The organism is Amycolatopsis thermalba, from assembly GCF_003385215.1.
GTDB classification, from domain to species: Bacteria; Actinomycetota; Actinomycetes; order Mycobacteriales; family Pseudonocardiaceae; genus Amycolatopsis_E; species Amycolatopsis_E thermalba.
On record NZ_PQHW01000001.1, the window covers coordinates 19,688 to 38,961 of the forward strand.

Annotated in this window: 15 protein-coding genes; 7 read left to right on the plus strand and 8 right to left on the minus strand. The window is 73.3% G+C overall.

All coding sequences use genetic code 11. From position 1 onward, the window contains the following. From D0D15_RS00090 to iolC, 7 genes are read right to left on the minus strand one after another with little or no spacing between them, the layout of a single operon-like run. Nucleotides 1-1,008: a Gfo/Idh/MocA family protein gene (locus tag D0D15_RS00090; RefSeq protein ID WP_094002820.1), complete on the minus strand. Its 1,008-nt coding sequence runs from the start codon at nucleotides 1,006-1,008 to the stop codon at nucleotides 1-3. Beyond that, nucleotides 1,005-1,952 (minus strand): TIM barrel protein, encoded by a 948-nt coding sequence (locus D0D15_RS00095; RefSeq protein ID WP_115944120.1) that lies wholly within the window; start codon nucleotides 1,950-1,952, stop codon nucleotides 1,005-1,007. Before D0D15_RS00095 ends, D0D15_RS00090 begins: the two co-directional genes overlap by 4 nt. 7 nt (nucleotides 1,953-1,959) lie before the next feature. After that, entirely contained in the window at nucleotides 1,960-3,453 is a 1,494-nt protein-coding gene (locus D0D15_RS00100) for a CoA-acylating methylmalonate-semialdehyde dehydrogenase (RefSeq protein WP_094002818.1), read from the minus strand. A gap of 8 nt (nucleotides 3,454-3,461) precedes the next feature. Then, complete coding sequence (gene iolD, locus D0D15_RS00105) at nucleotides 3,462-5,318, minus strand: 3D-(3,5/4)-trihydroxycyclohexane-1,2-dione acylhydrolase (decyclizing) (RefSeq protein WP_094002817.1); 1,857 nt, start codon at nucleotides 5,316-5,318, stop codon at nucleotides 3,462-3,464. Continuing rightward, a complete protein-coding gene (gene iolB, locus D0D15_RS00110; protein ID WP_094002816.1) occupies nucleotides 5,315-6,142 on the minus strand; it encodes a 5-deoxy-glucuronate isomerase in 828 nt (275 codons plus the stop codon). The genes iolD and iolB overlap by 4 nt, the downstream gene beginning before the upstream one ends. After that, nucleotides 6,139-7,008 (minus strand): Cgl0159 family (beta/alpha)8-fold protein, encoded by an 870-nt coding sequence (locus D0D15_RS00115; protein ID WP_115944121.1) that lies wholly within the window; start codon nucleotides 7,006-7,008, stop codon nucleotides 6,139-6,141. Before D0D15_RS00115 ends, iolB begins: the two co-directional genes overlap by 4 nt. Next, nucleotides 7,001-7,948 carry a 5-dehydro-2-deoxygluconokinase gene (gene iolC / locus D0D15_RS00120; protein WP_255407817.1) on the minus strand — a complete coding sequence of 316 codons (948 nt, stop codon included), beginning with the start codon at nucleotides 7,946-7,948 and terminating at the stop codon, nucleotides 7,001-7,003. The genes D0D15_RS00115 and iolC overlap by 8 nt, the downstream gene beginning before the upstream one ends. Before the next feature lie 118 nt (nucleotides 7,949-8,066). Between iolC and D0D15_RS00125 the strand changes: the two genes are divergently transcribed. From D0D15_RS00125 to argG, 7 genes are all read left to right on the plus strand, one after another. Then, complete coding sequence (locus D0D15_RS00125; RefSeq protein WP_233156995.1) at nucleotides 8,067-9,107, plus strand: LacI family DNA-binding transcriptional regulator; 1,041 nt, start codon at nucleotides 8,067-8,069, stop codon at nucleotides 9,105-9,107. 175 nt (nucleotides 9,108-9,282) lie between these two features. Beyond that, on the plus strand, nucleotides 9,283-10,554 hold the full coding sequence (locus tag D0D15_RS00130; protein ID WP_233156994.1) for an SWIM zinc finger family protein: 1,272 nt from the start codon (nucleotides 9,283-9,285) through the stop codon (nucleotides 10,552-10,554). Beyond that, a complete protein-coding gene (locus D0D15_RS00135; RefSeq protein ID WP_115944122.1) occupies nucleotides 10,551-11,960 on the plus strand; it encodes a DUF5691 domain-containing protein in 1,410 nt (469 codons plus the stop codon). The genes D0D15_RS00130 and D0D15_RS00135 overlap by 4 nt, the downstream gene beginning before the upstream one ends. Continuing rightward, complete coding sequence (locus D0D15_RS00140; RefSeq protein ID WP_115944123.1) at nucleotides 11,957-13,036, plus strand: ATP-binding protein; 1,080 nt, start codon at nucleotides 11,957-11,959, stop codon at nucleotides 13,034-13,036. The genes D0D15_RS00135 and D0D15_RS00140 overlap by 4 nt, the downstream gene beginning before the upstream one ends. Continuing rightward, nucleotides 13,033-15,219: a DUF5682 family protein gene (locus tag D0D15_RS00145; protein ID WP_115944124.1), complete on the plus strand. Its 2,187-nt coding sequence runs from the start codon at nucleotides 13,033-13,035 to the stop codon at nucleotides 15,217-15,219. Before D0D15_RS00140 ends, D0D15_RS00145 begins: the two co-directional genes overlap by 4 nt. Then, on the plus strand, nucleotides 15,216-16,367 hold the full coding sequence (locus D0D15_RS00150) for a VWA domain-containing protein (RefSeq protein ID WP_115944125.1): 1,152 nt from the start codon (nucleotides 15,216-15,218) through the stop codon (nucleotides 16,365-16,367). Before D0D15_RS00145 ends, D0D15_RS00150 begins: the two co-directional genes overlap by 4 nt. Nucleotides 16,368-16,517: 150 nt before the next feature. After that, nucleotides 16,518-17,975 (plus strand): argininosuccinate synthase, encoded by a 1,458-nt coding sequence (gene argG / locus D0D15_RS00155; RefSeq protein WP_094002808.1) that lies wholly within the window; start codon nucleotides 16,518-16,520, stop codon nucleotides 17,973-17,975. Between the two features lie 41 nt (nucleotides 17,976-18,016). On the opposite strand, the gene D0D15_RS00160 is transcribed toward argG, so the two are convergent. After that, nucleotides 18,017-19,234 (minus strand): cytochrome P450 family protein, encoded by a 1,218-nt coding sequence (locus D0D15_RS00160; protein WP_094002807.1) that lies wholly within the window; start codon nucleotides 19,232-19,234, stop codon nucleotides 18,017-18,019. Nucleotides 19,235-19,274 lie beyond the last annotated feature (40 nt).

Sequence of the window (19,274 nt, forward strand, 5' to 3'; positions counted from 1 at the left end):
TCAGCTCCCGTAGAGGTCAGGGCGGTCCTTGAGGCGCACGGACACCACCCGCCCGGTTTCCAGCGCCTCGGTGCCGGCGTCGGTGGCCACCGCCGCGGCGTAGCCGTCCCACGCGCTGGGGCCGGCGAGCCTGCCGTCGTCGATCGAGGCGATCCATTCCACGAACTCGCGGTCGAACGCGGCGCCGAAGCGGTCCTTCCAGTCCTGCAGCACGCCGGTGCGCTGCACGGCGGCGGTCTTGACGAGCACGTCCGCCGGATCGGGCAGCCGCACCGTGCCGGACTCGCACACGGTCTCGCACTGGATGTCGTAGCCGAACTGGCAGTTCACGAACACCTCCAGGTCGACCCGCACCCCGCTGGCGGTCTCGAACAGCATGAACTGCGGGTCCACCAGGTGCTCGAACCGGTTGGCGGTGCGGCGCGGGCGGATCACCTGCGCCGAGACGATCTCCTCCCCCAGCAGCCAGCGGATCGTGTCGATCTCGTGCACCGCGGTGTCCTGCACGGCCATCGCCGAGTGGTAGGCCTCGGGCACGGTGGGGTTGCGGTGCGCGCAGTGCACCATCAGCGGGTGGCCCAGGCCGCCGGAGTCGAGGACCTCCTTCATCGCGCGGTAGCCGGCGTCGTAGCGGCGCATGAACCCGACCTGCACCAGCCGCCGCCCGAAGGACTGCTCGGCCTCGATGACGCGCAGGCAGTCCTCGGCGGTGGTGGCCAGCGGCTTCTCGCAGAACACGTACTTGCCGGCCGCGATCGCGGCCAGGACGTACTCCGCGTGCGTGGGCCCCCAGCTGGTCACCACGACCGCGTCGACCAGCGGGTCGGCGATGACGTCCTGGCCGGTGGGCAGGGCGCGGGCGCCGATGCCGGAGGCGACCTCGGCGGCGCGGGCGCCGTCGACGTCGGTCACCGCGACCACCTCGGCACCGGTGACCACGTCGGTCAGGCGCCGGATGTGGTCCTGGCCGATCATGCCGGTGCCGATCACTCCGATGTGGATGGTCATGCGCGCTCCCCTCCCGGGCGGCGGGTGCCGGAGAGGCCGCACGAGTTCAGGTACTCGCGGGTGCGCACGGCGATGGGCAGGGGCACGTCCGGGGCGCACGGGTAGAGGTCCTGCTCGACGATCACGAAGATCTCGGCGTCCAGTCCGGACAGCGCGTCGATCACCTCGGCCGGGTTGGGCACGCCGGCCGGCGGTTCGACGCACACGCCGAGCTTGACCGCCTCACCGAAGGACAGGTTCTCGGCCCGCACCCGGTCGAGCACCGCCGGGTCCATCTGCTTGATGTGGACGTAGCCGATGCGCTCGCCGAAGCGGCGGATCAGGTCGACCGCGTCGCCGCCGCCGTAGGCGACGTGCCCGGTGTCCAGGCACAGGTTGGCGTAGCGGGGGTCGCTCTCGTTGAGGTAACGCTCGATCTCCTGCTGGGTCTGGATGTGGCTGTCGGCGTGCGGGTGCAGCACGAGCCGCACGTCGTACTCCTCCAGCAGGATCCGGCCCAGGTCGCCGGCGCGGCGGCCGAAGGAGGCCCACTGCTCGGCGGTCAGCTCGGGCGATTCGGTGTAGGCACCGGTCTTCTCGTCGCGGTACATCGGCGGGATGTAGACGAGGTGGTGCGCGCCCGCGGCGGCGGTCAGCTCGGCGACCCGGCGGGTGGTGGCGAGCATGTCGTCCCACTGGCCGGGGCGGTGCAGGGCGCCGAAGGTGGTGCCGCCGGAGACCTTCAGGCCGCGCTCCCCCAGCTCGTCGGCCAGCTGCCGCGGGTCGGTGGGCAGGTAGCCGAACGGGCCCAGCTCCAGCCATGCGTAGCCGGCCTGGACGAGTTCGTCGAGGAACCGGGTGTGCGGGACCTGCTGCTCGTCCTGGGGAAACCAGACGCCCCACGAGTCGGGGGCGGAGCCGAGGCAGAGGTTGCCGATCACGGTGCGCGTCGTCGCGGTGGTCATGGTGCTCCTAGCTGGAGGTGGGGAAGTCGAACCCGGCGGTGAACTTGCCGGTGTGCGGCCAGCGGCTGGTGACGACCTTGGCGCGGGTGTAGAACCGGACGCCTTCCGGGCCGTGGATGGGGCTGTCGCCGATGAGCGAGTCCTTCCAGCCGCCGAAGGAGTAGTAGGACATCGGGACCGGGATGGGCACGTTGACGCCGATCATGCCGACCTTGACCTCGCGCTGGAACCGGCGGGCGGCCTCGCCGCTGCCGGTGAAGATCGCGGTGCCGTTGCCGTAGGGGTTGGCGTTGATCAACGCGATGGCCTCGTCGATGGTGTCCACCCGCACGATCGCCAGGACCGGGCCGAAGATCTCCTCGCGGTAGGCGTCCATCTCGGTGGTGACGTGGTCCAGCAGCGACGGCCCGACGAAGAAGCCGTCCTCGTGACCGTCCACGGTGAGGCCGCGGCCGTCGACGACGACGGTGGCGCCCTGCTCGGCGCCGCTGGTGACGGCGCCGATGACGCGTTCGCGGGCGGCCTGGGTGACGACCGGGCCCATGTCGTTGCCGGCGTCCGAGCCCGGGCCGACCTTGACCTCGTTCGCCTTGCGTTCGAGGATCTCCACCAGCTCGTCGCCGGCCTCGCCGACGGCGACCCCGACGGAGATCGCCATGCACCGCTGGCCGGCGGAGCCGAACGCGGCCGCGGTGAGGTGGTTGGCGGCGAACTCCAGGTCGGCGTCGGGCAGCACGACGGCGTGGTTCTTCGCCCCGCCGAGGGCCTGGACGCGCTTGCCGGAGGCGGTGGCCCGCTCGTGCACGTACTTGGCGATCGGGGTGGAGCCGACGAACGACACCGCCGCGACGTCCGGGTGATCGAGGATCGCGTCCACCGCGACCTTGTCGCCGTGCACCACGTTGAACACGCCCTCGGGCAGCCCGGCTCGCGCGTACAGCTCGGCGACGAAGTTGGACGCCGACGGGTCGCGCTCGCTGGGCTTGAGCACGAAGGTGTTGCCGGTGGCGATCGCGATCGGGTGCATCCACAGCGGCACCATGATCGGGAAGTTGAACGGCGTGATGCCGGCGACCACCCCGAGCGGCTGGCGGAAGCTGTGCACGTCGACGTCGCGGGAGACCTGGTCGGAGAACCCGCCCTTGAGCGCGTCGGCGATGCCGCACGCGTACTCCACGACCTCGCGGCCACGGACGATCTCACCGCGCGCGTCGTCGATGACCTTGCCGTGCTCGGCGGAGATGATCCGCGCCAGCTCGTCCTCGTGGCGCACGAGCAGCTCGCGGAAGGCGAACATGACCCGGACGCGCTGGGTGAGCGAGGAGTTGCCCCACGACTCGAAGGCCTTGCCCGCGGCCGCGACCGCGGTGTCCACGTCGGACGGTCCGGCGAGCAGCACCTCGGCCTGCTGCTGCCCGGTGGCCGGGTCGTAGACGGGGGCGGTGCGGGTGGAGCCGGCGCGGGCGGGCGCGCCGCCGATCCAGTGTTCGATGGTGTTCACGCTGTTCCTCACAGGTAGTGGCGCTGTGCTCGTTTGGTGGCGGAGTAGGTTTCGTAGGCCTTGCGGGTCGAGTCGAGTTCGGAGACCTCGCTGACCGGCACGTCCCACCACGCCGATCCGGGCGGGTTGGGGCCGTACAGGTCGGTCTCCACGTGCACGACGGTGGTCGTGCGGTTCGCCTTCGCCCGGGCGATCGCCGCCCGGAACTCGTCCACCGTGGACGCCCGCAGGACCGTGGCGCCGAGGCTTTCCGCGTTGGCCGCCAGGTCGACCGGCAGCACGCCGCCTTCCAGCAGGCCGGTGTCGCCGCTGCGGTACCGGTACCGCGTGCCGAACCGCTGGGAGCCCAGGGTTTCCGACAGGGAGCCGATGGAGGCGAACCCGTGGTTCTGCACCAGGACGATGATCACCTTGAGGCCCTCGGAGACCATGGTGACGATCTCCTGCGCCATCATCAGGTAGGAGCCGTCGCCGACCAGGACGACGACCTCCCGGTCCGGTGCGGCCATCTTCGTGCCGACCCCGGCCGCCACCTCGTAGCCCATACAGGAGAAGGCGTATTCGACGTTATACGCCTTCGGGTCGCGAGCGCGCCAGAGCATCTGCAGGTCGCCGGGCATGGAGCCGGCCGCGTTGATCACCACGTCCCGGTCGTCCAGGGCGGCGTTGAGGGCGCCGAGGATCTCGGTCTGCGCGGGCAGCGGCTGGTGGCCGATGGTGAAGCAGGCGTCGGCCGTGCGGTTCCAGTCGTCGGCGAGCATCCGGGCGCGGGCGCGGTAGGCCTCGCCGACCTGCCAGCCGCCGAGCGCCTGGCGCAGTCCTGCGATGCCGAGCTTGGCGTCGGCCAGCAGCATCTCCGCCGAATGCTTGGCGGCGTCGAGGCGGGCCACGTTCAGGTTCACGAACTCCACGTCCGGGTTGCCGAACACGGTGTGGCTGGCGGTGGTGAAGTCGGAGTAGCGGGTGCCGATGCCCAGCACCACATCCGCCTCCGCGGCCAGCGCGTTCGCGGCGGTGGTGCCGGTGGACCCGATCCCGCCGACCGCGCACGGGTGGTCCCACGGGACCGCGCCCTTCCCCGCGTGCGTGTCGGCCACCGGGATGCCGGTGGCCTCGGCGAACGCGCGGAGTTCCGGCTCGGCTTGCGAGTACACCACTCCCCCGCCGGCCACGATCAACGGCGCCTTCGCTCCACGCAGCAACCCGGCGGCACGGGCCAGGGCGCCGGGTTCGGGCAGGGGGCGGCCGATGTGCCAGACGCGGCGGCGGAAGAACTCCTCCGGCCAGTCGAACGCCTCGGCCTGCACGTCCTGCGGCAGGCACAGGGTCACCGCCCCGGTCTCCACGGGGTCGGTGAGCACCCGCATCGCCGCGAGCGCGGCCGGGATGAGCTGCTCGGGGCGGGTGATGCGGTCGAAGTACTTCGACACCGGCCGGAACGCGTCGTTGACCGTCACGTCCCCGCCGCGGGTGTCCTCCAGCTGCTGCAACGCCGGATCCGGGGACCGGGTGGCGAACATGTCGGACGGCAGCAGCAGCACGGGCAGCCGGTTGGTGGTCGCCAGGGCCGCGCCGGTGATCATGTTCGTCGAGCCCGGGCCGGTCGACGCCGTGCAGGCGAAGGTCTGCAGCCGGTTGCGCATCTTGGCGAACGCCGCCGCCGCGTGCACCTGGCCCTGCTCGTTGCGGGCCAGGTAGTAGGGCATCTCGTCGGCGTACTGCAGCAGCGCCTGCCCGATGCCGGCGACGTTGCCGTGCCCGAAGATGCCCCAGGTGCCGGGGATCAGGCGCTGCTCGACGCCGTCGCGCTCGGAGTACTGGTTCGCGAGGAACTTCACGAGCGCCTGCGCGGTGGTGAGTCTCATGGCGTGCTCCCGAAGGGAAGGCGCGGGTCGGTGTCCTGGGACTCCCAGGTCTGGCGCACCCAGCCGTGGGCGGGGTCGTCGCAGATCAGCCAGGCGCGGTCCGGGCCCGGCCCGGCCATCACGTTGAGGTAGTAGAGGTCGTAGCCGGGCGCGGCCATCGACGGGCCGTGCCAGCCGTGCGGGATCAGCACCACGTCCCCGCTGCGGACCTCGGCCAGCACGTCGGAGGAGCCGTACACGCGCTGGTAGCCCATGCCGCCGCCGGAGACCTCGAAGTAGTAGATCTCCTCCAGCACGCTTTCGCCGTCGCGGGCTTCGTCGTGCTTGTGCGGCGGGTAGGACGACCAGTTCCCGCCCGGCGTCAGCACCTCGCACACCAGCAGCCGGCCGGCGTCGAAGGTGTGCGGCAGGCAGTAGTTGTTGACCTGGCGGGAGCAGTTGCCCGCGCCCCGCAGTTCCACCGGGGTCGCGCTCGCCGGCTGGTACCGCGCCGGCAAGCGGCGGCCGGTCTTCGCGGCCGGCAACGCGAACCGGCCGGTGCCGGCAATCGTGGCCTCCGCATCCCGCGGCAGGTAGGCGAAATCGGTGACCGAGTCGAACACCCCGGCGCGGCCGGCGAGAGCGAACTCCTCACCGTCCACGGTGACCGTGCAGCTGCCGGACAGCGGCAACACGAGTGTCTCGAAGTCGCCGGTGCGGACGGTTTCGGTGCCGTCCAGGTCCAGCACCCGCAGTCCGGAGTGGACCCAGCCGGCCGACTCCGGGGTGACCACCACGTCGAACGGTCCCCCGGCGGTGCTGCCCGCCTCGCGATGGAGCTTCACAGCAGCCCCACCGCCGTGTCCACTGCCTTGGCGACATCGCCGTCGTGCGGGTACAGCAGCGACCGCCCCACCACGAGCCCCTGCACGGTCGGCAGCGCGAGCGCCTGCTGCCAGGACGCGAACGCCGCGTCCGGGTCCTCGACCTCGCCGCACAGCAGCACGGCGGGCAGCGTCGAGGACGCCATCACCCGCTCCATGTCCGCGACCACCGGCAGCTTCAGCCAGGTGCAGGCCGAGGTGCGGCCCAGCCCGGAGGCGATGGTGATGGACCTGATGACGGCCTCCGGGGAGAGGTCGTTGCGCAGCTTCCCGTCCACCCATTCGGACAGGAACGGCTCGACCATCGCGATCAGCTTCCGTTCGGCCAGCTCGTTGACCGCCCGCGCGGTGTTCTCCAGGACGCCCGGGGTGGCCGGGTCGGTCAGGCAGATCCGGGTCAGCGTCTTGCCGCCGTCGAAGCGCATCCGCTCGATCGACTCGGCGTCGCAGCAGGCGAACCGGTCGTCGATCTCGAAGGCCGACCCGGCCAGGCCGGTGCGGTTCATCGAGCCGATCACCGTCTTGCCGTCCAGCACGCCCAGCAGCAACAGGTCGTCGAGGATGTCCGCGGTCGCCAGCACCCCGGTGACCCCCGGCCGTTCCAGGGCCAGGCAGAGGCGGTCCAGCAGCTCACCCCGGTCGGCCATCGCCAGCGGGTCCCCGCCGACGGCGTTCGCACCCCGGGCGGGGTGGTCCGCGGCGATGATCATCGTCCGGCCCTTGTCGTTGAACGGCGACTTGGCCCGCACCCGGTTCGCCGCCGCCTCGGCGATCGCCTCCGGGTCGTGCACCCGCTTCGCGACGATCCGCCGCACCGTCTCAGACACCCTGTGTTCCTCCCAGCTTGCGCAGTACCTGGTCTTCGGTCGGCATCGCGTCCGAACAGGACAGTTCACCGGCCACGTGCGCCCCGGCGGCGTTGGCGAAGCGCATGACCCGCGCGGTGTCCCAGCCGGACAGCAGCCCGTGGCACAGGGCCCCGCCGAACGCGTCCCCCGCGCCGAGGCCGTTGACCACCCGCACCGGCACCGGCGGGACCTCGACCTCGCCGTCGTCGTCCACCGCGAGGACACCCTTCGGGCCCTGCTTGACGACCGCCAGCGAAACGCCCTTGTCCCGCAACGCCTTCGCCGCTTCCCGTGGCTCCCGGGTGCCGACCGCGGTGTCGCACTCGTCGAGGTTGCCGACGGCGACGGTGACGTGGTCCAGGGCCTTGCCCACCCACTCGCGGGCCTGTTCCCGGGACTCCCAGAACATCGGGCGGTAGTCCAGGTCCAGGATCGTGATCCCGCGGCGGGCCCGGGCCTCCAGCGCGGCCAGGGTCGCGGAGCGGCTGGGTTCCTGCGACAGGCCGGTGACGGTGACCCAGAAGATCTTCGCGGCGCGGATCGCGCCGAAGTCCAGATCCTCCGGCGCGAGGTCGAGGTCGGGGGCCTTCGGGAAGCGGTAGAAGTAGAGCGGGAAGTCGTCCGGCGGGAAGATCTCGCAGAAGGTCACCGGGGTCGGCAGGTGCCCGGACGTGCCGACGAAGCGGTCGTCCACGCCGTAGCCGGCCAGTGCCCGGTGGAGGAACCGGCCGAACGGGTCGGCGCCGGTCTTGGTGACGACCGCCGTCCGGCGCCCGTACCGGGCGGCGGCGACGGCGACGTTGGTCGCGCTGCCACCGAGGTACTTGCCGAACGAGGTGACGTCCTCCAGGCCGGTACCCGTCTGCAGTGGATAGATGTCCACGCCGATGCGGCCCATGGTGACGACGTCGAAGGTCACCCGGACACCTCCTTGTGTGTGGCCTGCGGGGAGCGGTTAGCGCGCTCTATTAGCGCGCTCTAGTACCCGGTACTATGGAGACAGCCGAGAGTCGTGTCAAGAGCCGCGGAGGAAGTGGATGAGCGCAGAGGCCGGGGACGAGCCCGGCAAGCCGAGGCGCGGGCGGCGCCCGACCATGGGGGATGTGGCCCAGCGGGTCGGGGTGTCGCGGGCGCTGGTGTCGCTGGTGTTCCGCAACGAGCGGGGGCCGAGCGAGGAGACCCGGCAGCGGGTGTTCGCCGCGGCGCGCGAGCTGGGTTACCGGCCGGACAGCGCCGCGCAGATGCTCGCGAGGTCCCGCAGCAAGGTGCTCGGCGTGATGTTCACGGCGCGCAACCCCTTCCACAACGACCTGATCGAGGGCGTCTACCCGGTGGCCGAGGAGCTGGGCTACGACATCCTGCTGTCGGCGACCGCGCCCAGCCGGGCCGAGCAGGCCGCGGTCGAGGCGCTGCTCAGCCACCGGTGCGAGGGACTGGTGCTGCTCGGCCCGAACCTGGAGCCGGGGTACGTGCGGGAGCTCGCCACGCGCATCCCGACCGCGGTGGTGGGCCGCCGGTTCAGCGGGGCCGAGGTGGACGCGGTGCACGCGGCGGAAGCCCAGGGGGTCCGCCAGATCATCGACTACCTGGTGGAGCTGGGGCACAAGTCGATCGCGCACATCGACGGCGGCGACGGGCCCGGTTCGGCCGAGCGGCGCCGCGCCTACAAGGCCGCGCTGCGGCGGCACGGGCTGGCTTCGCACGTTTCGGTGCTGCCCGGCGACCAGACGGAGGAATCCGGCGCGGCGGCGGCGCGCGCCCTGCTGGCCGACCGGGAGTCGATGCCGACCGCGGTGTTCGCCGGCAACGACCGGTGCGCGGTGGGGTTCCTGGACACCGTGTGGCGGGCCGGGCTGGAGGTGCCGGGCGACATCTCGGTGGTGGGTTTCGACGACAGCCCGCTGGCGCAGCTGTCGCACATCGACCTGACGACGGTGGCGCAGGCGCCGGAGCGGCAGGCCGAACTGGCGGTCCGCGCGGTGGTCTCCCGCCTCGACGACCCCGCGCGGGAGCCCGCGCACCTGGTGATCCAGCCGAAGCTGGTGGTCCGCGGCACGACGGGCAGCCCGCGCGCCTGACCCGCAGCTCCCGCCGAGGGGAGGTCACACTGGCACGGGGCCCCGACAGGCGCGCCGGCCCGCCGGCTCGCGCCTGATCCGTGCCCGGCCGAACCCGGCCAGGCACTCCCCACCGGAGGTGGGCACCCGGTGAACCAGCAGGCCGCGGCCCCGCCACGGCGGATAGGCTGGCCGCGTGGGTGCGCGGTGGACGGTGGCTCGGGTGCTGGCGCTGGCCCCGGACGCCGGCTCCGCGCGCGCCGCCCGCGGGCTGGCCCATCCGCGCACCTGGTCGGACCTCGGCAGCACCAGCTCACTCGTCTGGGGCAAGTGCCAGGGCAGCGCCCGCGCCCCCTACCAGGTGACCGTCGACCTCACCGAGCCCTCCTTCCGCTGCACCTGCCCGAGCCGCAAGTTCCCCTGCAAGCACGGCCTGGCACTGCTGCTCATGTGGGCCGCCGGCGACGGATCCGTCGCCGAGGACACCGGACCGGCCGACTGGGTCGCCCCGGCCACGCCCCGCAAGGAACCCACCAAACCCGACCCCGAAGCGCAGACCAGACGGCTCGCCGAGCGGGAGTCGCTCATGTCGGCCGGCCTCGACGACTTCGAGCTGTGGCTGCACGACCTCGTCCGCCAGGGCCTGGCCACCGCCCGCCGCCAGCCGCCCGGCTTCTGGGACACCGCCGCCGCCCGCCTGGTCGACGCCCAGCTGCCCGGCCTCGCCGACCGGGTTCGCACCGCCGGGGCCGACATCCACGCCCGCGCCGACTGGGCCCAGCACCTGCTCGGCGAGCTCGGCCGCTGGTACCTCGCGGTCCGCGCGTGGCGGCGCCGGGCCGAACTGGACGATGCCGCGCTCGGCGACCTGCGCACGGTCCTGGGCTGGGCCCGCCGCCGCGACGAGATCGGCGACCGCGTCACCGACCGGTGGTGGGTCGTCGGCCTGAGCCAGGAGGAGGACGAGCGCCTGCTGTCCCAGCGCACCTGGCTCCACGGCGAGCGCACCGGCGAGACCGTGGTGCTGCTCGACTTCGCCGCCGCCGGTCAGGCGCTCAAGGTCGCGCACGTGCTGGGGTCCGTCGTGGACGGCGAGATCGCCCGCTACCCCGGCGGCTCGCCCCGCCGCGCCCTGCTCACCGGCGACGAGCACAAGATCACCCCCGGCTCCGGCCTCCCCCACGCCACCGACGTCCGCACCGCCCTCGCGCAGGCCGCCCGATGGCTGGCCGGAAACCCGTGGCTGCGCCGCATTCCGCTCGCCCTGGCCGGGATGACCGTGGTCCCCGGCGAACCGCCGCTGCTCGTCGACGCGAGCGGCACCGCGCTGACCCTGGCCCCGGACACCGACGTGTGGCAGCTGCTCGCCCTGACCGGCGGCCACCCGGCCCCGGTGTTCGGCGAGTGGATCGACGAGCGCCTGCACCCGCTGAGCGTGCAGGCCGGCGACCGGCTGGTGGCCCTGTGACCGCCTGGGACGACCTCCTCGGCACGGCGCTGGTCGGCACCGGCCGCCGCCCCTTCGACCTCGCCGCCTCCGGCATCCCCGGCGCCGGCAACGTCACGGCCGGCACCCCCGAGGCCGCCGTCCTGGCCGCGGCGGCGCTGGCCGCCGGCTACCGGCGCGCCGGCTGGACCCCGCCCACCTGGCGCGGCACCCGAGCCGAACCCGCCGCCCCCGGCGACCTTCCCGAGTGCACCCCGGCCGCCGCCCAGCTGCTGGAACTGCTGCTCACCCGCGCCATCCGCCTGGAAGCCGGCACCGAACCGCTCACCACCGACTGGCTCACCGCCGCCCGCGACGCCGGACGCCGCCCGCCCCACCGGCTGCTGCCCGAGCTGCTCCGCTTCGGCACGACCACCGCCACCGCCCGCGGCCTCGTCCGGGAGGTCATCGGCCCGCGCGGCGCCTGGCTGGCCGGGCACAACCCGGCGTGGAGCTGGGCGGCCACCGTCCCGCCCGGCGAGGTGGCCGAGCGGTTCGCCACCGGCACCCGCGCCGAGCGGGTGGCGCTGCTGACCGATCTGCGCGCCACCGAACCCGCCCGCGCCCGCGACCTGGTCGGGGAAACCTGGGCCGCCGAACCGGCCGCCACCCGCGCCGCGTTCCTGGACACCCTGCGCACCGGCCTGTCCGGCGACGACGAACCCCTGCTCGAACGCGCTCTCGACGACCGCGCCGCCACCGTCCGCGCGGCCGCCACCGCCCTGCTCGACCACCTGCCCGGCTCGGCCCGCGCCCGCCGCATGGCCGCGCGCGCCCAGGCGCTCCACCAGCGGGGCGGCGCCTTCGACCTGCCCGGCGAACCCGACGAGGCGGCCCGCCGCGACGGCGTCACCGGCCACCGCGAACCCGGCCTGGGCCGCGCCGCGTCCCGGCTGATCCAGATCCTCGCCGCCACCCCACTGTCCACCTGGGACACCCGCTGGATCGCCGCGGCGGACCACGACGTCCTCCTCGGCTGGACGAAGGCCGCGCTGCGCCAGCGCGACCAGGACTGGCTCACCGCGCTCGCCCGCCACCAGCCCACCCCGGAGCTGATCGCCGCGCTCACCCCGGAGGTGGCCGCCGAAATCCTGGGCGGCCGGCAGAAACTCGACGCCCGCTTCGGCGCGCTGCTCGCCGCCGCGCCCGGGCCGTGGCCGGCGGCGTTCTCCACCGAGATCGTCGGGCGGCTGCGCACCGGCAAGGCCGACGCCGTCCTGCGGCTGGCCGCCCGCGCCATGGCCGAGCACCTGCACCCCGCGGCGCTCGCCGCCGTCGAGAACTGGCTCTTGAGCCTCGGCACCGACCGCAACCCCGCCGCGCGCACCCTGCGCGGCATCGCCCACGCGCTCACCATCCGAGCGACCATCCTGCAGGAGTTCACATGACGGATGTGCTGAGAGCACACGCCGAGCAGCAGCACGCCGGCGAGCTGGCCGCGCTCGCCGCCGACGACGACCGGCCCCGGCCGCCCAACTGGAAGCTGTCGCCGTGGGCGGTCGCCACCTACGTCCTGGGCGGACAAGCCCCGGACGGCACGCCGGTCACGCCGAAGTACCTCGGGGCGCGGCGGCTCGTCGAGGTCGCGATCGCCACGCTCGCCACCGACCGTGCGCTGCTCCTGCTGGGCGTGCCGGGCACGGCGAAGACGTGGCTGTCCGAGCACCTGGCCGCGGCGATCTCCGGCGACTCGACGCAGCTCGTGCAGGGCACGTCCGGCACCGCGGAGGAGGCGATCCGCTACGGCTGGAACTACGCGCGCCTGCTCGCCGAGGGCCCCTCGCCCAAGGCGCTGGTCGCCAGCCCGGTGCTGCGCGCGATGGAGACCGGCGGCATCGCGCGGATCGAAGAGCTGACCCGCATCCCCTCCGACGTGCAGGACGCGCTGATCACGATCCTCAGCGAGAAGACCCTGCCGATCCCGGAGCTGGACAGCGCGGTGCAGGCGCTGGCCGGGTTCAACGTGATCGCCACGGCCAACGACCGCGACCGCGGCGTGAACGACCTGTCCGCCGCGCTCAAGCGCCGCTTCAACGTCGTGGTGCTGCCGCTGCCGGAGGACGCCGAGTCCGAAGTGGAGATCGTCCGCCTGCGCGTCGAGCAGCTGGGCCGGTCGCTCCAGCTGCCGGCCGGGGCGGAGACCGTGGACGAGATCCGCCGCGTGGTCACGGTGTTCCGCGAGCTCCGCGACGGGGTCACCACCGACGGCCGCACCAGGATCAAGTCGCCGTCGGGCACGCTGTCCACGGCCGAGGCGATCTCGGTGATGACCAACGGGATCGCGCTGGCCACGCACTTCGGCGACGGCGTGGTGCGCGCCGACGACGTGGCGGCCGGGCTGCACGGCGCGGTCGTGAAGGACCCGGTGCAGGACCGGATCGTGTGGCAGGAGTACCTGGAGACCGTGGTCCGCGAGCGCAAGCCGTGGTCCGACCTCTACCGCGCGTGCCGGGAACTGGTGTGACCGTCCACGTCCTCGGCATCCGCCACCACGGGCCGGGTTCGGCCCGCGCGGTGGCCGACGCCCTGGGCCGGCTCGATCCGGAGGTCGTGCTGATCGAGGGGCCGCCGGAGCTGGACGCGGTCGCCCCGCTCGCCGCCGCGGCAGGCATGCGGCCGCCGGTCGCCGGGCTGGTGTACGCGGCCGACAAGCCCGCCACCGCCGCGTTCTACCCGATGGCGGTCTTCTCCCCGGAGTGGGTGGCGCTGCGGTGGGCGCTGGAGCACGGCCGGCAGGTGCGGTTCCTCGACCTGCCCGCGAACGTCGCGCTGGCGCTGGAGGACGCCGACGACCCGGCCGCCGAACCGCCGGTCGACCCGATCGCGACGCTGGCCGCGGCCGCCGGGTACGACGACCCGGAACGGTGGTGGGAGGACGCGGTCGAGCTGCGCTACCACGGGCTGGAGGTGTTCGACGCGCTGCTCGACGCCATGCGCGCGCTGCGTGAAGGGCACGTGCCGGACCTGCGCACGCAACGGCGCGAGGCCGCGATGCGGCGGGTGCTGCGCGGCGTCGTCCGCGCCGGTGCCGGGACCATCGCGGTGGTGTGCGGGGCCTGGCACGCGCCGGTGCTGGTGCCGCCGGAGTTCCCGTCGCAGGCCGCCGACAACCGGCTGCTCAAGGGCCTGCGCACCACGAAGGTCGCCGCGACCTGGGTGCCGTGGACGTCGTCGCGGCTGGCCCTGGCCAGCGGCTACGGCGCCGGCATCGCCTCCCCCGGCTGGTACCACCACCTGTTCACGACCGCCCGGGACGAGGCGGTGCGCCGGTGGCTGGTGCGGGTGGCGCACCTGCTGCGCCGCGAGCAGCACGACGTGTCCCCGGCCGCGGTGATCGAAGCCGTCCGGCTCGCCGACGCGCTCGCCGTGCTGCGCAACCGGCCCCACCCCGGGCTGCCCGCGGTGCTGGAGGCGTGCCAGTCCGTCCTGTGTGGCGGGTCGGACGTCCCGATGCGGCTGGTCGCCCGCGAGCTGCTGGTCGGCGACATCCTCGGCCGCGTGCCCGCCGAGACGCCCATGGTGCCGCTGGCGAAGGACCTGGAAGCGACCCGGAAACGGTTGCGGCTCAAGCAGAGCGCGGCCGAGCAGCCGCTGGAACTGGACCTGCGCACGCCCACGCACCTGGAACGCAGCAAGCTGCTGCACCGGCTCCTGCTGCTCGGCGTGCGGTGGGGCGAGCCGGCGGAGACCACCCGGACGAAAGGCACGTTCCGCGAATCCTGGGTGCTCCAGTGGCGGCCGGAGCTGGCGGTGGCGCTGATCGAGGCGAGCGGGCACGGCACCACGATCGAATCCGCGGCGACGGCCGTGGTGGCGCAGCGCACCGCCGGGGCCGACATCGCGGAGCTCAGCGCGCTGGTCGAGGACACCCTGACCGCGGACCTGCCGGACGCGCTGGCCGGGGCGCTCGCCGCGCTCGACGAGCGGGCGGCGCGCCAGCACGACACCACCCGGCTGATGGCGGCGGTCGAGCCGATGGCGCGCGTCCGCCGCTACGGCAACGTGCGCCGCGCCGACACCGAGCTGGTGCAGCGGGTGCTGACCGGGGTGGTCACGCGCATCGCGGTCGGGCTGCCCGCCGCGTGCGCGGGTCTCGACGACGAGGCCGGGCGTGAGGTGCGGCAGCTGCTCGACAGCGTGCAGCGCGGGATCGGGCTGCTCGACCAGCGGGAGCTGCGGGAGGTCTGGTACGGCGCGCTGCGGACGGTCGCCGACCGGCTCGGCGTGCCCGGGGTGATCGCCGGCCGCGCGGTGCGGCTGCTGCTGGACGCCGGGCTGCTCGATGTGTCCGACGCCGGTGACCGGCTGTCCCGGCAGCTGTCGCTGGCCGCGGACGCCACCCAGGCCGCGGGGTGGCTGGAGGGGTTCCTGTCCGGGGAGGCGGCGCTGCTGGTGCACGAGCCGGAGCTGCTGGAGATCGTCGACCGGTGGGCCACCGGGGTGAGCGAGGACGTGTTCGACCACCTGCTGCCGTTGCTGCGCCGGACGTTCGCCGAGTTCACCGCGCCGGAGCGGCGGGAGATCGGGTTGCGGGTGAAACGCCTCGACCGCGGCGACGGCGCGTCCGGGGTGCGGGCGGCGGACGAAACGCTGGACCACGAGCGGGCCGCCCTGGTGGTGCCGCGGATCCTGGAGCTGCTGGGATGACCGATCGGTTGCGGCGGTGGCGGATGATGCTCGGCGGGCAGGACGCCGACGGCACCGGCGTGTCGCTGTCCGGTGTGGACACCCGGCGGGACGCGACGCTGGAGGCGTTGTACGACAAGGAGAAGGACCGCCGGGGCGGGCTCGGCGGGTCGTCGCCGCGGGTGGCGCGGTGGCTGGGCGACATCCGCGGCTACTTCCCCAGCTCGGTGGTGCAGGTGATGCAGCGCGACGCCATGGAACGGCTCGGGCTGCGGCAGTTGCTGCTGGAGCCGGAGATGCTGGAGTCGGTGCAGCCCGACGTGCACCTGGTGGGCACGCTGCTGTCGCTCAACCGGGCCATCCCGGAGCGGTCGCGGGACACCGCGCGGGCGGTGGTGCGCAAGGTGGTCGAGGACCTGGAGAAGCGGCTGGCGCAGCCGACGCGGCAGGCGGTGAGCGGGGCGCTGCACCGCGCCAACCGCACGAGCCGGCCGCGGCACGGCGACATCGACTGGAACCGCACGATCCTGGCCAACCTGAAGCACTACCAGCCCGAGCAGCGCACCGTGGTGCCGGAGCGGCTGGTCGGGTTCGGGCGGCGGCTGCCGAGCGTGAGCAGGCAGATCGTACTGTGCCTGGACCAGAGCGGGTCGATGGCATCGTCGGTGGTGTACGCGAGCGTGTTCGGGGCGGTGCTGGCGTCGATCCGGTCGCTGCGGACGCGGGTCGTCGCGTTCGACACCGCGGTGGCGGATCTGACCGAGTCGGTGGCCGACCCGGTGGAGCTGCTGTTCGGCGTCCAGCTGGGCGGCGGCACCGACATCAACGCGGCGCTGGCGTACTGCCAGACCCGGATCGACGCCCCGCGGGACACGGTGCTGGTGCTGATCAGCGACCTCTTCGAGGGCGGCAACGAAGAGGAGATGCTGCAGCGCGCGCAGGCGCTCCAGGCGGACGGCGTGCAGGTGGTGTGCCTGCTCGCCCTGAGCGACGACGGAGCACCCGCCTACGACCACGACACCGCGGCCGTGCTGGCGGCGCTCGGGATCCCCGCGTTCGCGTGCACGCCGGAGAAGTTCCCGGACCTGATGGCGGCGGCGATCCAGCGGCAGGACGTGGCCGCCTGGGCGGCGGCGAACGACATCCCCACCGCGGCGGCGGAGGACTGACGAGAGAACTCTCGCGACCAGCGGATTCCGGGAGACAGCGGCGGCCGAGGGGCAGCCTGAGAAGCCTCGCCACCCCACCGACGGCCACTGGCGGAGACGCCAGCCACACCCGATTGCATGATCATGCATCGCCATGCATATACTGTCCTCGTGTCCAAGGTGCTCACCTCTCTGCCTGTCGGTGAACGTGTCGGGATCGCCTTTTCCGGGGGCCTCGATACGTCCGTAGCGGTCGCGTGGATGCGCGAGAAGGGGGCGGTCCCCTGCGCCTACACGGCCGACATCGGGCAGTACGACGAGCCCGACATCGCCTCCGTGCCGGGCCGGGCCAAGACCTACGGCGCGGAGATCGCGCGGCTGGTCGACTGCCGGGAGGCGCTCGTCGAGGAGGGGCTGGCCGCCCTGGCCTGCGGCGCCTTCCACATCCGCTCCGGCGGCCGCGTCTACTTCAACACCACCCCGCTGGGCCGCGCGGTCACCGGCACGCTGCTGGTGCGCGCGATGCTCGAGGACGACGTCCAGATCTGGGGCGACGGCTCCACCTTCAAGGGCAACGACATCGAGCGCTTCTACCGGTACGGCCTGCTCGCCAACCCGGCCCTGCGCATCTACAAGCCGTGGCTGGACGCCGACTTCGTCACCGAGCTGGGCGGCCGCACCGAGATGTCGGAGTGGCTGACCGCCCGGAACCTGCCCTACCGCGCCAGCACCGAGAAGGCCTACTCGACCGACGCGAACATCTGGGGCGCCACCCACGAGGCCAAGGCCCTGGAGCACCTCGACGCCGGCATCGAGCTGGTCGAGCCGATCATGGGCGTCCGCTTCTGGGACCCCGAGGTCGAGATCCCGGCCGAGGACGTCACCATCGCCTTCGAGCAGGGCCGCCCGGTGCGGATCAACGGCAAGGAGTTCGCCTCCGCCGTGGACCTGGTGCTGGAGGCCAACGCGATCGGCGGCCGGCACGGTCTGGGCATGTCCGACCAGATCGAGAACCGGATCATCGAGGCCAAGTCGCGCGGCATCTACGAGGCCCCGGGCATGGCGCTGCTGCACGCCGCCTACGAGCGGCTGCTCAACGCGATCCACAACGAGGACACGGTCGCCAGCTACCACAACGAGGGCCGCCGCCTGGGCCGCCTCATGTACGAGGGCCGCTGGCTGGACCCGCAGTCGCTCATGCTGCGCGAGTCGCTGCAGCGCTGGGTCGGCACGGCCGTCACCGGCGAGGTCACGCTGCGGCTGCGGCGCGGCGAGGACTACTCGATCCTCGACACCGCCGGCCCGTCGTTCAGCTACCACCCGGACAAGCTGTCGATGGAGCGGACCGAGGACGCCGCGTTCGGCCCGGTGGACCGCATCGGCCAGCTGACCATGCGCAACCTGGACATCGCCGACTCCCGCTCGCGCCTGGAGCAGTACGCGGGCCTGGGCATGGTCGGCACCGGCGGCACCCAGCAGCCCGGGCTGGTCGGCGCCGCCCAGGCCGCCTCGACGGGCCTGATCGGCGCCATGACCGAGGGCGGCGGCGAGGTGATCGCCTCGCGCGGCGCCAGCGCCGAGGACGTCGAACTGCTCGACCACGCGGCGCTGGAAGCCGGCAACGACTGACGGCCGCGGACGGGGGGCGAGTCGCCTCGCCCCCCGTCCGGTCAGCCCGGCAGGCCGAGGTTCACCGGGATCGACAGCGGGCCGATCGTGAAGAACGACGGCGAGTACGGGATGTCGTCCGGATCGACGGCCAGGCTCAGATCGGGCAGCCGCCGGTACAGCGCGGCCAGCGCCAGCCGGCTCTCCAGGCGCGCCAGCGGCGCGCCGATGCAGTACCGCGGGCCGTGGCCGAACCCCAGGTTCGCGCCCTGCTCGCGGGTGATGTCGAACTCCCCGGCGGTCTCGCCGTACACCTCCGGGTCGAGCCCGCACGCCTGGTAGACCACCCCGACCGCGTTGCCCTTGGGGATGTCGACGCCCGCGACGGTCACGTCCGCGAGGGTGAAGCGGAAGCTGGTCATCATCACCGAATGCCGGTACCGGATCGTCTCCTCGACGACGTCGGCCCAGCGCTGTTCGCGCTTCGCCAGTTCCAGCTGGCCCGGGTGCTGCGACAGCGCGATGACGGCGTTGCCGAGGAGGTGCACGGTGGTCTCGTGCCCGGCGATGAGCATCAGCCACAGCACCCCGACGAGCTCGTCGGTGGTCAGCTCGTCGCCTTCGTCGCGGGCCTGGACCAGGCTGGTGGTCAGGTCGTCGCCGGGCTCGGCCTTCTTCCGCTCCACCAGTTCCCGCAGGTAGGCGATGAGGGCTTCCTGCGTCGCGAACGCCTCCCCGGCCGGGGTGGTGTGGGCCAGCAGCGTGGCGGTCCACTTCCGCAACCGCATCCGCTCCGGCCCGGGCACGCCGAACAGCTCGCAGATCACCGACATCGGCAGCACCTCGGTGAAGGCCGGCACGAGGTCGACCCCGTCACCCGCGGCCACGACCCCGTCCAGCAGCTCGTCGACGAGCTGCTGGATACGCGGCTCCAGGTCGAGCACCCGCGCCGGCGTGAACGCCTTGCCGACCAGGCCGCGCAACCGCCGGTGGTCGGCACCGTCCTTGGTCGACAGGTGGTCGCCCTGGACGATGCTGCGCAGCGGCCAGTCCGCCGGAATGGACCCGTCGTGCAGCGCGGGCCAGTGCTTCGGATCGCGCGCGAACGTCCTGTTGTCCCCGGCGAGGATCTCCCGGACCGCGTTGTGGGTGAGCGCGAGGTAGGCGGGCACGCCGCCGGGGAACTCCGCGCGGACCACCGGGGCGATCTCGCGGAGGCGGAGGCAGGTGTCGAGCGGTCGTTCGTCGGCGGCGGGAAACGCGGGAAGGCCAGCGGTCATGGCATGAGCCCTTTCGGCACCGTGCGCCCGTGTTCGGGCG